The organism is Paenibacillus sp. N119s, from assembly GCF_059447605.1.
Genome location: NZ_JCAJRU010000112.1, coordinates 1 through 15,608, shown reverse-complemented (window position 1 = coordinate 15,608; position 15,608 = coordinate 1). Strand labels below are relative to the sequence as shown.

The 15,608-nt window shown below is 47.8% G+C and carries 13 protein-coding genes; 1 reads left to right on the top strand and 12 read right to left on the bottom strand.

The window, feature by feature from the left end:
* Positions 1 to 41: 41 nt before the first annotated feature.
* The 3 genes from AC5V8P_RS14190 to AC5V8P_RS14180 all read right to left on the bottom strand — a co-directional run bounded on the left by AC5V8P_RS14190 (position 42) and on the right by AC5V8P_RS14180 (position 4,963).
* The gene (locus tag AC5V8P_RS14190) at positions 42 to 1,067 is read right to left on the bottom strand and encodes a hypothetical protein (protein WP_063213629.1); all 1,026 of its coding nucleotides are present in this window, start codon (positions 1,065 to 1,067) and stop codon (positions 42 to 44) included.
* Positions 1,068 to 1,225: 158 nt separating this feature from the next.
* Positions 1,226 to 2,056: a diaminopimelate epimerase gene (gene dapF, locus AC5V8P_RS14185; RefSeq protein ID WP_064796308.1), complete on the bottom strand. Its 831-nt coding sequence runs from the start codon at positions 2,054 to 2,056 to the stop codon at positions 1,226 to 1,228.
* 108 nt (positions 2,057 to 2,164) lie between these two features.
* The gene (locus AC5V8P_RS14180) at positions 2,165 to 4,963 is read right to left on the bottom strand and encodes a calcium-translocating P-type ATPase, SERCA-type (protein WP_064796307.1); all 2,799 of its coding nucleotides are present in this window, start codon (positions 4,961 to 4,963) and stop codon (positions 2,165 to 2,167) included.
* Positions 4,964 to 5,192: 229 nt separating this feature from the next.
* On the opposite strand from AC5V8P_RS14180, the gene AC5V8P_RS14175 reads away from it, so the two are divergent.
* Positions 5,193 to 6,941 carry an Rqc2 family fibronectin-binding protein gene (locus tag AC5V8P_RS14175; protein WP_063213632.1) on the top strand — a complete coding sequence of 583 codons (1,749 nt, stop codon included), beginning with the start codon at positions 5,193 to 5,195 and terminating at the stop codon, positions 6,939 to 6,941.
* 93 nt (positions 6,942 to 7,034) lie between these two features.
* On the opposite strand, the gene AC5V8P_RS14170 is transcribed toward AC5V8P_RS14175, so the two are convergent.
* The 9 genes from AC5V8P_RS14170 to AC5V8P_RS14130 all read right to left on the bottom strand — a co-directional run.
* On the bottom strand, positions 7,035 to 7,904 hold the full coding sequence (locus tag AC5V8P_RS14170) for a PHP domain-containing protein (RefSeq protein WP_063213633.1): 870 nt from the start codon (positions 7,902 to 7,904) through the stop codon (positions 7,035 to 7,037).
* Between the two features lies 1 nt (position 7,905).
* Positions 7,906 to 8,862 (bottom strand): selenium metabolism-associated LysR family transcriptional regulator, encoded by a 957-nt coding sequence (locus AC5V8P_RS14165; RefSeq protein ID WP_064796306.1) that lies wholly within the window; start codon positions 8,860 to 8,862, stop codon positions 7,906 to 7,908.
* A gap of 202 nt (positions 8,863 to 9,064) precedes the next feature.
* The gene (locus tag AC5V8P_RS14160) at positions 9,065 to 9,502 is read right to left on the bottom strand and encodes a hypothetical protein (protein WP_013371860.1); all 438 of its coding nucleotides are present in this window, start codon (positions 9,500 to 9,502) and stop codon (positions 9,065 to 9,067) included.
* A gap of 229 nt (positions 9,503 to 9,731) precedes the next feature.
* The gene (locus tag AC5V8P_RS14155; protein WP_058710383.1) at positions 9,732 to 9,992 is read right to left on the bottom strand and encodes a YlbG family protein; all 261 of its coding nucleotides are present in this window, start codon (positions 9,990 to 9,992) and stop codon (positions 9,732 to 9,734) included.
* 34 nt (positions 9,993 to 10,026) lie between these two features.
* Positions 10,027 to 10,467 carry a YlbF/YmcA family competence regulator gene (locus tag AC5V8P_RS14150; protein WP_064796305.1) on the bottom strand — a complete coding sequence of 147 codons (441 nt, stop codon included), beginning with the start codon at positions 10,465 to 10,467 and terminating at the stop codon, positions 10,027 to 10,029.
* 104 nt (positions 10,468 to 10,571) lie between these two features.
* Entirely contained in the window at positions 10,572 to 12,560 is a 1,989-nt protein-coding gene (locus tag AC5V8P_RS14145) for a helicase-associated domain-containing protein (RefSeq protein WP_064796304.1), read from the bottom strand.
* A 6-nt stretch (positions 12,561 to 12,566) separates the two neighbouring features.
* Positions 12,567 to 14,393, bottom strand: coding sequence for a DNA repair helicase XPB (locus AC5V8P_RS14140; protein ID WP_064796303.1), 1,827 nt, complete (start codon positions 14,391 to 14,393; stop codon positions 12,567 to 12,569).
* A gap of 159 nt (positions 14,394 to 14,552) precedes the next feature.
* Complete coding sequence (locus AC5V8P_RS14135; RefSeq protein WP_063213638.1) at positions 14,553 to 14,981, bottom strand: CBS domain-containing protein; 429 nt, start codon at positions 14,979 to 14,981, stop codon at positions 14,553 to 14,555.
* Between the two features lie 83 nt (positions 14,982 to 15,064).
* Positions 15,065 to 15,608, bottom strand: a 544-nt coding sequence (locus tag AC5V8P_RS14130) for a M20 metallopeptidase family protein (RefSeq protein ID WP_495473687.1), incomplete at its 5' end; no start/stop codon positions are given.

The window sequence follows — 15,608 nt, the reverse complement described above, 5'->3', positions numbered from 1 at the left end:
TGAAGCAACTTGATTGGTCATTTTCTATTTTCACTACATTTTCATAGCATTTTCCCATCAGATGAATGGAGAGAGAACTCATAAAAGGACCCTTTTTTATTCACTTTAGCCACAATAGAATCCGTCCCCTTTTGCTGTCTGAAAAACGTATATTGATTTCCCTGGACTTTTACTTTGTAGCTAGACAAATTGATATTAAACAACAACTGAGCCTTGGGCTTGACCAGCTTTAATGCTTCTGCGGCGGTATATTTGGGGTTTGCAAAAGATTTTTTGAAATCCGCGTCATCACTCCAGTCCATCCCAGATGTGGATACGGCTAGCACTTTACCTGTTACTGCACCAATCTTAACCTCACTGGCCTCGCTTGCATCCTCAAACGACCAATAAGAACGCCCATTCTTCTCATCCTTATACCGTGAGGCATGCTGTACTGTGATTCGCTGTCCACTCACCCGCTTAAATGTGTTCACTGCACGATTCAGTATCACAGGGTCCACCTGCTTCAGCGCATAGTCCGCATTGATGGTAATACTATTACCCTGATCCACATCGACATACAATGAGGAAGCTTTTTCTCCAGTTCCCCAGAATACCCAGTAATTTGATGGCTTATTGGATTGATAGGGGGATTTGACCCGCCAGAATGCTTCGAATTGTAAGGGACGCTTGCTGTCAAACGCTTTGGCGCTGTTTAGCACTTTTTCCTTAAGTGGAGCGTTCATCGCCTTCCCCAAACTACCTATTTTATAGCGTATGGTTGTAGAATCCACCCTGTTTTTCTCTTTATTATATTCTGTCTGCAGCGTAGCTGTCCCGTCCTCCAATTCACCCTCGACAATCCAGGTTTTTCCCATATCCGTCACATCGTCAAATTGAAATGCAGTTTTGGAACCGATAAGTTCTTGTACTGCTTTTTCTAAACGGCTTACGACTGTCGGAGTTAACGAGCCCACCTGCTTGTCCGTCGTTTCCGTGGACGCAGGAAAAGTCGCCGCTTGAACCGGAAGCGCGGTGGCTACAAGTATGAGGACTGCAATCGCTGAAATCCAATGAAATTTCCGCACTATGAACGGCCTCCTTCTCGTTTTCTCATTTTCTATATTATACATTGTTCAGACATCAAAAAAAGACAGAATCTCGCTTTGTTCACCATATTCCTAGTCAACAGCACCATAAAAGCTCAAAAAAAGAAGACCTGCTAAGGTCTTCTTCCCCCTCACTTCTATATACGACCTTCGAACACAATCTCAGCCGGACCTGTCATATAAATGTGATTATCATCCACGCTCCATTCGATATCCAGATCGCCGCCCTTCAGGCTTACGATAGCGCGGCGGTCACTGTATCCATTCAGTACAGAAGCAACAAGCGTAGCACAGGCTCCGGTTCCACAAGCTAGCGTAGGTCCAGCTCCCCTTTCCCATACTCTCATATCTATATGCTTCCGGCTTCGTACTGTGGCGAACTCAACATTAGTTTTTTTAGGGAACAACGGATGACACTCCAGCTTTGGTCCCAAGGCCTCCAGTTCAAAGCTAGGCGCATCCTCAACATAAATGACACAATGCGGATTTCCCATAGATACAGCCGTAAAGCGAAAACCACTTCCTCCAGCTTCAATGGGCTCATTAATGACGCTAGTCAGATCCAGTGTAGTTGGAATTTTCAATCCTTCCAGAATCGGCTCTCCCATATCTACCTTCACCATACGTACAGTTCCGTTCTCTACAGTCAGTTCAACCTGCTGCACACCTGCCCCCAGTGTCTCGATTGTAATCTGTTCACGGTTGATGTGCTTATTGTCATACACGTATTTGGCAGCACAACGAATAGCGTTACCGCATTGCTCAGCCTCCGAGCCGTCCGAGTTAATGATGCGCATGCGAAAATCTGCCTTGTTAGACGGCAATATATATACCAACCCATCGGCGCCAATACCAAAATGTCGATCACATAGCCGAACAGCTAATTCCGCGACGTCAGACGGCAATTCCTGATGCCCGTACCAAACGATAAAATCATTACCCAGACCGTTCATTTTAGTGAATTCCATAGCTTCCCCCCGCTGTTGCTGCTGATCTCATGCTCCACTTCGAAGCTTTGATCCCATAATATCATACAGGGCAAAAGCGGGAAAGCAATGTGATACGTGACTCGAATGCTAGGCTGAAAACTTTGTCCGTCCCGCTGAAAAGTGTGTATTTCCGCCGCGGCGACGGTTACGTCGACCGCCCCATACACTTCCCGCTCCCATCAGGAATGTTGGAATTCCAGCTGCGACAATAGATAGTGACCATTCACGCAAACCAAGTGGTACCGTTTTGAAAACAGGCTGCAGCATCGGCACATACATTACAACCAGCATTAGCACGATGGAGGACAGCACGGCGAGCACGAGATAACTATTTTGAAACGGATTACGATGGAAAACAGAACGGGAGCTGCGGCAATCAAATACATGAATTAACTGGGCAAGCACTAACGTAGCAAAGGCAACGGACTGCGCTTTAAGCAATTGCCCTGCATCATCTGGAGCAATCCGTAATGTCAACCAGAAGGCTGCAAGCGTACATAAGCCAATCAACAGACCGCGGCTAATGATTTTCCAGCCCAGTCGACGAGCAAAAATATTTTCCTTTGCGCCGCGAGGCTTATGCTCCATAAGATCCTTTTCCGGCTGATCCACACCCAGAGCCATGGCCGGCAAACCATCAGTCACCAGATTTACCCACAAAATCTGAATGGGTAGCAGAGGCAGCGGCAGCCCCGCCATCATGGCAAAAAACATCGTCAAAATTTCGCCAACATTGGAGGCGAGTAGATAACGAATGAATTTACGAATATTCTCGTAAATATTTCGTCCTTCCTCAATGGCCGCTACAATCGTTGAGAAATTATCGTCACTCAGCACAAGCGCAGCCGCCTCTTTGGTCACGTCTGTGCCTGTAATGCCCATTGCAATCCCGATATCCGACGCCTTGATCGCGGGTGCGTCATTGACGCCATCTCCGGTCATAGCTACGACATGTCCGCGTCTTTGCAGCGACTTGACGATTCTCAGCTTATGTTCCGGCGACACCCGTGCATACACGGAGACGGAATCAACAGCATTATCCAACGCCGTATCATCCATGAGAGACAGCTGCTGTCCTGTCAACACATGTGAGCCGCGTTGGAGAATGCCCAGCTGCTGTGCAATGGCCTCCGCAGTTGTACCATGGTCGCCTGTAATCATCACGGTGCGAATGCCAGCACGTCGGCACTTGCCAATGGCCTCGCGAACCTCGCGACGTGGCGGGTCAATCATGCCGGTCAGGCCAATAAAAATCAGTTGTGTTTCAGCTTCCTCAACCGTAGAGACACGCTCATGCGAGCGAACATCACGGTAAGCAACACCAAGTACACGCAGCGCTTCTGATGCCATACCTTCGTTGGCTGCCAATACTTTTTGGCGCAGCGTACCCGTTAACGGAACGACATTCCCTTCCCACAAAATGTAAGAGCACTGCCCCAACAGGACGTCCGGCGCTCCTTTGGCAAATACGATATGTCCCCCCTGGTGCCGTACGAGTACTGACATCCGTTTCCGATCCGAGTCAAACGGAAATTCTCGCTCCCGTGTGTACAGTTCATACAGCCCTTGGCGCGTGACTCCGCCCTTGGCAGCTAACGTGACCAGCGCTCCTTCTGTCGGATCACCTTTCAGCTCCCACACAGCGGCAGGTGTCGGCTCTTTAGTCTTCTTTTTCGAACGCAGCTCATCCATGTCGGCTTGAACAATTTCCGCATTATTACAAAGTACACTGGCTTGCAGCAATCTACGCAAGGATTGTCCGTTTTTAAGGTCGGCAGGAAGATCTCTGTCCATAATATGACCATGCGGGTCATATCCTTCCCCCGTAACTCCCCAGAATCGACCATCCAGCCATAGCTTAGTGACTGTCATTTTATTTTGGGTCAGTGTGCCCGTTTTGTCAGAGCAAATGACAGACGCGCAACCGAGCGTCTCTACGGAAGGCAGCTTGCGCACAATGGCCTTGCGTTTGATCATACGCTGTACACCCAAAGCGAGTGCAATGGTTACAATCGCGGGCAATCCTTCCGGTATAGCCGCCACGGCCAAGCTCACGCCGGCCAAAAACATGTTCATGGCTGGCTGACCATGCAAAATGCCCGCTACGACCACGAGCACGGTTAGCGCCAGCGCCACGATAATCAAAATTTTGCCCAATTGTTCCAGTCTGTGCTGCAACGGTGTCTCCTGCGACTCCGTATTTTCGATCAGGTCTGCGATCTTCCCCATTTCAGTACTCATGCCTGTACGAATAACCACGCCTTGTGCGGTGCCTCTGGTCATCATGGTGCCCATAAAACCGATGTTCTTTTGGTCCCCGAGAGGTACTTCAGCGGCATGAATAGGACGGGAATGCTTACTCACCGGAACCGATTCACCTGTCAGGGCAGACTCCTCCACATCACAGCCGTTTGTACTCAGCCACCTTACATCAGCGGGGATACGATCACCACTTTCCAGCAGCACGATATCGCCCACGACCAGCTCTCTGGCCTGAACTTGTATTCGTTTGCCGCCTCGCAGCACCTTGGCGGTTGGAGCCGAAAGCTGTCTTAACGCCCGCAATGAACGTTCAGCTCTGAATTCCTGCACAAAGCCGAGAATTCCATTTAATACAACGATAGCAATAATGGTAATTGCGTCCAAATATTCACCGAGCAGGCCAGATATCAGGGTCGCTCCCATCAATACAAGCATCATAAAATCCTTGAACTGGTTGAGCAGCAGCAAAAATGCCGAAACACGCTTGCCCTCGCTCAGCTCATTCCATCCCGTCCTTTCTCTTCGTTCCGCAATCTGTTCCTCCGAAAGACCCTGCTTCGGGTCGACTTCCAGACTAGTTGAAAGCTGTTCATTGCTTAATTGGTGCCAGTGTGCTTGTTCCATTCTCCCCAATTCCCTCCCGGTCAGATAGTCCGTTTCCGTCGGTTGTGCGTAGGATGGCTGCCCGTTATTATATTTTTTGCCGCGATTGCTGATATGCTGGACAGACTTTCTTGATTCAATCTATTCGGACAGGACTTGAAATATCACAAAGCCGCTTAAGTTTTGTCCCAAAGTTATGTATCATAGAAGGAAGGCGAAAATACATTTGCTTCAAAGGAGAACATACATTATGGCATTGGACGGAATCGTAACCCGCGCTATCGTACACGAACTGCAAGCGATCCGGGGCGGGCGCATTAATAAAATACATCAGCCAAACGAGCGCGATATCGTGCTGAACCTGCGGGCACAAGGCGGGAGTGTAAAGCTATTGCTGTCGGCTAATCCGACATTCCCGCGTGTACATTTTACAGAGCAGAGCTTTCTCAATCCGACAGAAGCACCCATGTTTTGTATGCTTCTTCGTAAACATTGTGAAGGAGGCATTATTGAGAACATCACACAGGTGGGCATGGAGCGCATTATTCATATGGATATACGTCAGCGTGATGAGCTGGGGGATATTTCATTAAAGCGGATTATTATTGAAGTGATGGGTAGACATAGCAACATTATTTTGCTTGACCCGGAAACAGGTATGATGCTGGATGGCATTCATCATGTTACCCCCTCTATCAGCAGCTATCGGGTCGTTATGCCGGGCTTTCAATACACGGAGCCTCCCGAACAAAATAAGCTGAATCCGCTAGAAGTCGAAGAAGCAGCCTTCATCTCCTCGTATCAAGCAGCCCTTGAGACCGAGGAAGCTCTCAAACGTTGGCTAGTGAACACGTTTACCGGACTTAGTCCGCTTATTGCTGAAGAGATACTGATCCGAGCGGCTAATGATGAAACATCTGGTGACAAGGATCGTCGACTGTGGAATACATTCAGTGACATGATGGATGACGTGCGGAATCATCGTTTTCAGCCAGTATCTGGACTAAATGCACAAGATAAAGTAATATTTTCAGCCATTCCACTGACGTTGATCCAAGGAGAGCGTAAGGAATACACGACCATCAGCGAGTGTATGGAGGACTTTTTCGGTGAAAAGGCAGAACGGGACACAGTTAAGCAAAAGGTTAGCGACCTGCTGCGGTTTCTGCAAAACGAGCGGAGTAAAAACGTAAAAAAACTCGACCATCTTCATCAGGACTTAGCCGAAGCGGAAGATGCCGATCAATTTCGGATTTACGGAGAGCTGTTGTTTGCTTCACTGCATGAGGTAAAAAAGGGGGACAAGGAAGTAACACTCACTAACTTTTATGACGAGAAACAGGGTGCGATCACCATTCCATTGGACCCGCTACTCCCCCCTTCAGATAACGCACAGCGTTATTTTAAAAAGTACAACAAATATAAAAACAGTCTGGCTGTTATTGACGAACAATTAGAGAAGACGCACGAAGAAATTCGCTATATGGACAATCTTCTTCAGCAGCTAGCCCATGCCTCTATCAACGATATTGAAGAGATTCGTGACGAGCTGGTTCAGCAAGGTTACCTCAGAGATCGAGTAAAAAAAGGAAAGAAAAAGAAGAAAAATGACCGTCCGACCTTGCACATATATACATCATCCGAAGGCATCGAACTGCTGGTCGGCAAAAACAATTTACAGAATGAATATGTGACCAACCGACTGGCCGGACCTAACGACACGTGGCTGCATACCAAAGATATTCCAGGGTCACACGTCGTTATTCGTGCCGAGAAATTCGGAGATGCGACGTTGGAGGAAGCAGCTCAACTGGCTGCCTATTTTAGTCAAGCCAAGCAGTCCAGCAGCGTACCTGTAGACGCCACCTTGATTCGACATGTACGCAAGCCCAGCGGCGCGAAGCCCGGCTTTGTCATCTACGATCATCAGCGTACGCTCTTTATCACACCTGATGAGGAACTGGTCAAAAAGCTGCCGAATCGTATCAAAAACGACTAGCTTCCACCCACATATAAAATCCACAAAAAAACCCTTTGCCCGTTGCACGTACACTTCTTGTGTTCCATGCGGTAGGCAAGGGGCTTTTCTCATTTACTTTTGTGCAACAGCAGCCTTTCTCAATTCCTCAACAACTTGACCATCCACACTGCGGCTACCCAGATCACCGTGGAAAATCACACCTTGACGTGAACCGTGAAAATCCGATCCGCCCGTTGCGATAAGTCCGTAATGCGCTGCCATGGCAGTATATCGGCTCTCGGCCTCAGCATCATGATCCGAATGTCGTACCTCCAACCCTGCAGGCTTCGCTGCCTCTATTATGGAGCGCACCAGTTCATCATTTCCATACAAGCCGGGGTGGGCCACTACAGGCACCCCTCCAGCTTCACGAATCCAGCTTATAGCCTCCGCAGGCTCTACACGAGGTACAGACACATATCCGGGGGCACCTTCTGCCAAGTAACGGTCAAATGCATCCCGCATATCCTTCGCGTAACCCTTTTGAACCAGCGTATCGGCCATATGCGGACGTCCAATGCTTTCATCCGGCGCCAGCGGTCTGCCCATCGTAGCCACCACCTCATCGAGCGTGATTTCCACGCCCATGCTACGCAAGCGGCTCAGAATCAAATCATTACGAGTATCCCGCGCCTGTCTCAGTTTTTCCAACCGCTGCAAAAATAGTTTATTACGGTAATCCATAAAATAACCTAATATATGAATATCTTTACCGCCAGCACGTGTGCTGATTTCCACACCCGGCACTACAGCCATGCCTATGCGTCTTCCCTCCTCCAATGCTTCCTCCAGACCGGCCACCGTATCATGATCTGTGATAGCCACACCGGCCAGATCTTTTTCCTTTGCCCAGCGTACATTATCCGCAGGTGATTGCATACCATCAGATGCTTGAGTATGTGTATGCAGATCATATCGTTGTGAATTCATCTGTTCCTTCATTTCACAAATTCTCCTCCTCTTTCATCTCTACAAGTTTGTTCTGGGATTCCGCAAATACGTCTATTTCCTGGTCATGACGACGCAAGTAAGACAGAAAAGTGACTACCGGAATCGGCAACAACGCTGACTTCAGATGAATTGCATAAAATTCTCGTTTGAAGGTAATATCTGATAGGTTTACAACTTTCAACAGTCCAAGTGCAACCTCATGTTTGACGGAAGAAGGTGACAGCATCGTAATCCCCAGCCCTGCTTCTACCGCTGATTTGACTGCTCCAGTGCTGCCCATCTCCATTACGATATCCAATCGAGAAGCATCTGCACCACGCCTTTTCAGCCTTTCCTCTATGACTTGTCGTGTACCAGAACCCTTTTCTCTGGCTACAAAAGGATGCTTAAATACATCTTCTAACACTACTTTTTTAGCCTTGGCCAGCACATGTCCCGAAGGAACTATCAGCTTCAGTTCGTCCTGCATCACAGTTTCCACCACAATATCAGGGTGTTGAACTGGAGCCTCGATCAGCCCTAAATTCAACTGATGTTTTAGTATATCATCCATAATTTGAGTCGTATTCATTACATTCATGGCCATGCGTATGTGAGGGTACTCCTGACCAAATGGGCCCAGCATTCTTGGCACGATATACTCACCAATGGTTAGGCTGGCGCCTATATGCAATCTTCCCTCCAGCATGTGAGTAAAAGCAGACATCGCCTCGTCAGCTTCCCTGATCAGTTGCATACTTCTTTTCGCAAAAGGCAGTAATGTCGCTCCTGCCTCCGAAAGCTCAATTTTTTTAGTCGATCGGTGCAGTAGCTTCGTGCCAAAATAATCTTCCAAAGACTGAATTTGCATCGTCACCGCCGGTTGCGTCATGTGCAGCGCTTGCGCCGCCGCCGAGAAGCTTCCGCGCTCCGCTACGGTATAAAAAATGTGCAGCTGATGAAAGTTCATACGACAGCCCTCTCCCCTCTGATCTCCCTATCTTAACATAAGAAAAACGTCTGGCGAACAATTTCCGAGTAAACTTACCGAATTGGGGAGTTATATGTTTTGCAAAACAAAAAAGCATGCAGCTGATAACTGCATACTTCTACTCAAGTTCGACGGTGTCAATGAGCAGGCTTTCTAATGGAACCGCTCGCCAAATCACCGTTTATTTTTGCTTGCGAGTACTTTTCATCAGTGTCATGCGTCGCGAATGGCGCAGCCACGAATAGTAGGACTTCAAGTCCCTTAATTCGATCGTCTCCGACATCCGACCCAAAAAGGTAATGATAATCATCTTATGAAGCGGATTCCCTGCTATGTCCATCTCACCTGGCAATTCACCAAATTCGGCGACAACGACCAGATCACCATCAATTAAATATACATCCTCTTCATTATGATAATAGGACTCCATCCTGTTTTGCTTTAGGCACTCCCAAAGCCAGGCGGCGATATGATTCGTCTCGGACTGTTTCTGCTCTACCCGATCTAAATAACGTGTTTTCGCATGATTGGTAATCACGATATCGGCGACTTTCTTATCGCCCATCTCCACGTAGAACGGTTCGTATGTACTCCATCGCTGCATTGCCTTGTCACGCACGGGATCACTCTCCCCACCAGATAGGTCTTTATATCTACCAATATATTCATATGTTACCTCAACAGACCCGGGACTACAAGTTACAAAATTGAAGTATATGGGTGTTTTTTAAAGATTTTTTAGGTCTAACAGCATTAAGATCAGTATGCAAAAGTCCTGGCTTCACAAAAAAAGCCAGCCCGCAGGCTGACCTTTTTTGTGAAAATTACAATGTATAGACAATTAAAGCTTATATTTCATATTCTTTCATCTTTTCCTTATCGTCGTTGTACTCCGTCCTAATTTCGTTTCGGAAAGAGCGCTCAACCTTACGTACATAGGAAAGTCTGCGAATATTTTTAACGGTGTCCTCTGCCCGATCCGCATTCATATATATAACTACATATTGCATACGCTTTGAAATATAGTGGACATTTCCGTATTTCTCCAGATTGCGGGCAGCCTTGATATCGCTTACCCAAATGATGTACCCTGTCCGCTCGGCAAACATTCGCTTCATCTCCCCTCCGTATCATTCCTATGGCCTATCCGCAGGAGCATTTCCCTCCGCTGCCGCATCCGCCCTTTTTCACATTCGGATCGTTGCTCGGCACCTTAATGGTCTCGGACACAGAATATGCAATCGTTTCAGACATGGCATGAAGCATATCATCCAGCGCTTTTTCAGCCCGCTTGAACTCCCTAACCGCCTCAAATTGTTCCAGTTCCAGTTCAACCGCCTGCACTGCGTCCTTCGCTTCATGGTAGTTTGGATGAAAATGTCCGAAACGCTCCGTTTCAGCGAAACGCTCCTTTTTGGCCTCCAGCTTGCGTACACACGCCTGAATAGACGGGTCCGCTTCCACACGCTGCTTCCAATATAAATAATCCGATACCTCGAAGGACCGGTTGACCATATCGCCCAATTCATAGGCGTTAATAAGCACTTCTGCCATATTGACCGTGTTTAACTCGGCTACGCTCATGAATGTCATCTCGCTTTATATAAAGTTCTACCCAATATAAGTAGACTCATTTATCATACCACATCCTTCTATTGAGAAGAAGGAGTTTCATGCACTTCCTGACACTACGATGTAAAAGGAACCAACAGCCTCATATCAGACCAATCACTTGGCCGCAAGATCACACGGGAAGGTGTTTCCTCAGCCATTCCTGAGGCATACCAGCCTGTGACACTCCAGGGATCGCCGGAAAGCACCGATTCCGGTATCCATTTAACCTCTTTTCCATCCATTCGCAGCCCCACCGCCGCCTGCCAACGGATCGCTTGCTCAATCAACTGCCTGGAAGTGGAAGCATGGTAACTCCTCCATTCTTTTATCCATGAAGACGGCACTGTAGATTTTTCTGGAAAATAGTCAGACGGATCAGGCAGCGTGTGCTCTTGTTCATAAAAATGCAACGTGCGCCCTGTATAAACCAGACCAGCTCTTCCCTCTTGCGAAAAAAGGAAGTGCCCTGCATCTAGGTTCTCCGTCTCCGTCAAGAGTGGATAATGATGAGCTGGCTCATCCACACTTTCCGGCTCAAGCCGCGGACTTAATCCTATTGCAGCGAGCGCTTTTCGTATTTTGTTAGCAGAGCGTACCGGAATAATAAAGTCTTTATCACCGAGTCGCTCCAGTAATCCTTCAAGTGCAGGATGACGTGCAACCATGTCCGCATCGTCCCGAGTACCGCATCGCAAAAGTGTTACCGTGGCAAAGGCCGTTCGTCCGACATCGCCTGCCCACTGCTCTACCGCCAGCCGTACATGTTCGGGCACACCTGTCCGGCTGTACTTGTCCAAAAGAGCAGGAATCGTTTTGGCCTCCATGCCGAGCTCGATTGCCTTTGTAATACTCTCTCTGGTGATTCGATATACTACCATCCGATCTCCTGTCACTCGTTCACAGCAGCACTCCAATCGCCAGCGCACATCATATGCGACATCTGGTGGAACTAATATTTCGAAATCAGGCTGCACATAAAAGGCACCTTGCTCTTGGCATGTTGCCTCCTCATTATGGAGTTGATTCAGATCTGCCACCGGTACATTCCAACGATAACACAGTTCGCCTGATGCGGTCTGACCCCAATCCCCCATTCCAAAAGCAGCCAGGGCCTTCAACCAACCTTTGATTTCCTTCATAAAAGGTTCACTGAAATTAACATCAAATCTCCTTTCATCCGCAAGCCCTTTGAGATTTGTGATTACAGGAACAATGTCTATAAGGGTACTGTTCATAAAATCTTTTTCACTTGAACTATCCAGCGAGATTAAACCTACCTGGTGCATCCATTGCAGCAAACATTGAATAGATATCCATCCATCTGTTCCTACATGCTGTGAGACGGCACACAGCATATAGCGGAAATGCTGCATGGACGCTTCAGCCTTGCCGTACCTTTCCATCAAGGTGGCAAAAATATGCTTGCGCATTTGTCCAGCAGACAACCGAATCCATGTCGCCAGTTCCGCTTCCTGAATGCGAAGAGATCCCGTTTCTTTTACTAATAGTCCCAAACTGAGCAGTAAATCGATCATGACCACCGTTTGTACGGGATATAGCTCGGCATGCGCATAATGCAACCCAATTCCCTCCAGATCCTCCGAGCGAAAGGGTGTCAGTTCACTTAATTTTTGCAATGACCGCTTATGTATGGTTCCTTTGGCCGTCAAAGGAACTCCCTGTATAGCAATATGTGACAACACATGCAGCAACTCTGACTCCAATCCTGTCATTGCTTCATGTACCGTTAATGGATGATCCGTATGTATCTTGTTGATCGGAGTTTGCTGTAACAACATATCGTACAGAGCAGGTAGCCGATCAACAGGAATATATAAAATCCGTTCACCCCACGATTTGGTGACTGCCTCCAGCCACCCCCGAGTGCGAAGCCCATGCAGTGCCAGTCTTGTTTCGACTCCACTCAAGGTACCTCGGGTAAGCTGCATAGGCTCCTCTTCCTTTATAGGCTGTGCCGCATACCGGACAAAGCATCGTCTAAGCACCAGCAGCTCATCCGCTGAAAGCTCATTCCAGTTGCCTTGCGTACTCGTTATGTCCATCCTTGATTAGGCCTCCTTTTTCTTTCCGCCATCTTCTATCTCATCCTTCTGGCTTCTGCCAGCCATCATCCCATCAAACCTGCGAATCGCATATTCATAGCCCTGTTCAATTAGAAACAGCTGACGACGTGCTGCAAAATCCGTCTCTTTGCTGTTCTCCGTCACTAATGCATAAAAATAAGCTTTATTCTCGCCTGCCTTTGGTCGTAAAATGCGGCCAAGTCGCTGCGCCTCTTCCTGACGGGAGCCAAAGCTGCCCGATACCTCTATCGCTACTGCTGCATCCGGCAAATCGACTGCAAAGTTTGCTACCTTGGAGACTAATAAGGTTTGAATATTACCCTTGCGAAACGCATCAAACCAACGTACCCGTTCGCTTTGAGTCATGGAACCAGTGATCAGTGGGACGTCCAGTTCCTGAGCCAATATACGTAACTGGTCTAAATATTGACCTATAATTAGCGTTGGTATTCCCTTGTGTTGCTGCAGCAGACTGCGTACAGCCTCCAACTTAGCCGGATTTTCGGCTGCAATTCGGTATTGCTGTCTGCCTTCAGCGCGCATACTTCGCTCTAGAAGTTCAGTGGTCATGGGCAAACGCATCTCTACACACTCGACCTGAGCGATCCACCCCTGTCGCTCCAGTTCCTTCCACGGCATATCGTACCGTTTAGGTCCAATTAAAGAGAACACATCCCGCTCACACCCGTCCTCTCGAACCAGCGTAGCTGTTAGTCCCAAACGGCGGGTAGCCTGAATGTCAGCTGTCGCCCGAAATACTGGTGCAGGCAGCAAATGGACCTCATCATAAATAATGAGTCCCCACTTCCGCTCACTCAGCAGCTTCATATGTTCAAACTGTCCGTCTTTGGTGCGACGATGTGTCAAAATCTGGTAGGTTGCCACCGTAATCGGTCGCACCTCCTTTTTCTGACCACTGTATTCCCCGATTGAAACTGCAGGAATATTCGTCTTTTGCTTCAATTCTTCGATCCATTGCCGCACGGAAATAGTATTGGAGGTTAAAATAAGCACCTCACACTGAAAACGATTCATTACAGCCATACCGATCACTGTTTTTCCGGCTCCGCATGGGAGCACCAATACACCACTACCCCCTAAGCCGTCTGCGCCTTCAAATGCATCAGCGGCTTTTACCTGATAATCACGAAGCTGCAACTCCGTTTGTCCCTTACCCAAGGTAAAACGGAGCAGATTCCCCTCAAGATAACCCGCCGTATCTACAACGGGATATCCCAAGCGAGTTAATTCCTGCTTGAGCAAGCCACGATTTTCGGAGGGTACGGAGGCGCTTGTCTCATTGATGCGAAGCAAACCAAGCTGTTCTAGCTCTTTCTTGTTTAATAGCTCATCCAGTAAGGTTGGATTCTCTGCTGCCAAGATCAAGTGATCACCTATGGTGTAAGTGTTGATGGCTTTTCCCGTCTTTGTACCTCGGTTTGACTTATGCTCATCACGGTACGTGTAAATCGTATGTGTGCCGTAATTTTGTTCTTCTTTTTCACTCGCGCGTGACAGCGTCAATGTCCCATACCTAGAAACAAGCTGTTCAATATCCTTCAACAAATCACGCGGAATATCCCAACGGGACATAGAGTGCAAACTATTTTGAATGTCCTCAGCACTCCACCCGAGCGCGGCTGCGTTCCAAAGCGACAACGGAGTGATGTGATATGTATGAAAAGAGGATGGGCTTTTTACTAGCTCTGCATAAATCTGCAACTGTGAGCGAGCCCATTCGGAATTAGGCAAACCCATTTCCAGCAAAACAGTAAAATCACGTTGTACAATACAAGGATGATCTGGATTCATGACTACCTCCTGACACTCAAAGTTCTATACTAAATAGCTTATCCGTTTATTCGCAGATCAACCGGAATAGCAAGGAGTCCAACCCATACTTGGGTTGAACTCCTGTTCAAAAGCTCGGAATAAAGACCATCCCAAACTGATGCCTACCTTATTACTTTTCTAGTGAACCTGCTCAGAAATTTGGCTAAGCGCCTCTCCGGCATTGTCTGCAAAAATATTACGAACAGCCATATCCCCGATCGAAACAATCCCGATCAGCCGATCTCCTTCCGTCACAGGCAAGCGACGGATTTGCTGCTCTGCCATCAGTTCAGCTGCTTGGTCCACTGACATGTCAGCACTGGCTGTACGAATACCTGTCGTCATTACCGTATCCACCGAACCAGAACCAGAGTTTTTAGCCGCATAGCCGCGAATAACAAGGTCACGGTCTGTTACCACACCGATCAACTTGTCACTGCCTTCGCTTTCCACAACTGGGATAAAGCCGGTATCATTGTCTTTCATTTTGACCGCTACTTCGTAAATATTGTCCTGCGGGGTAACTGTCACACATTTTTTAGTCATAACTTCCTGAACCTTTTTCATGGGTATCCCTCCTTTTCAAGAGTAGGGTACCCCATTTCATTCAGCTCATACTCCAAATTGGACCGTTTCCAATTTAGATCGTATTAGCCGTTAGTTACCCTTTCTTTTCGCCCAGCAGCATACCCCGTAGACATGGCAATAAACAGGCGAACTGCGTTGATCATGGCATCCTCATCAAAATCAAATTTTGGATGGTGATGCGGATAAATTGCACCTTTAGCAGGATTACCTGCCCCCACGAACATAAAACAACCTGGTACACGTTCCAAATAATACGCAAAATCCTCGGCAGGCATCAATTTTGATGCTTCCTGGACATTCCCCTCGCCGAACACAGACTTTGCTTCTTTAAAAAAGCGAGAAGCTTCCTGGACATCATTTACAACCGGTGGGTATCCCATAATATAACGAATCTGTGCTGTTGTACCGTATGTTGCTGCTGTGAGCTCAGTTACCTCATGCAGTCGCTTCTTCATGATTGCCCGGGTCTGCTCATCAAACGTACGAACTGTTCCACTCAAGCGACAAGTTTCCGCAATTACATTTTGCGCAAAGCCCCCTTGGATGGTTCCCACCGTCAACACAGCAGGCCGTAACGGGTCGACTGAACGGCTTACGATACTTTGC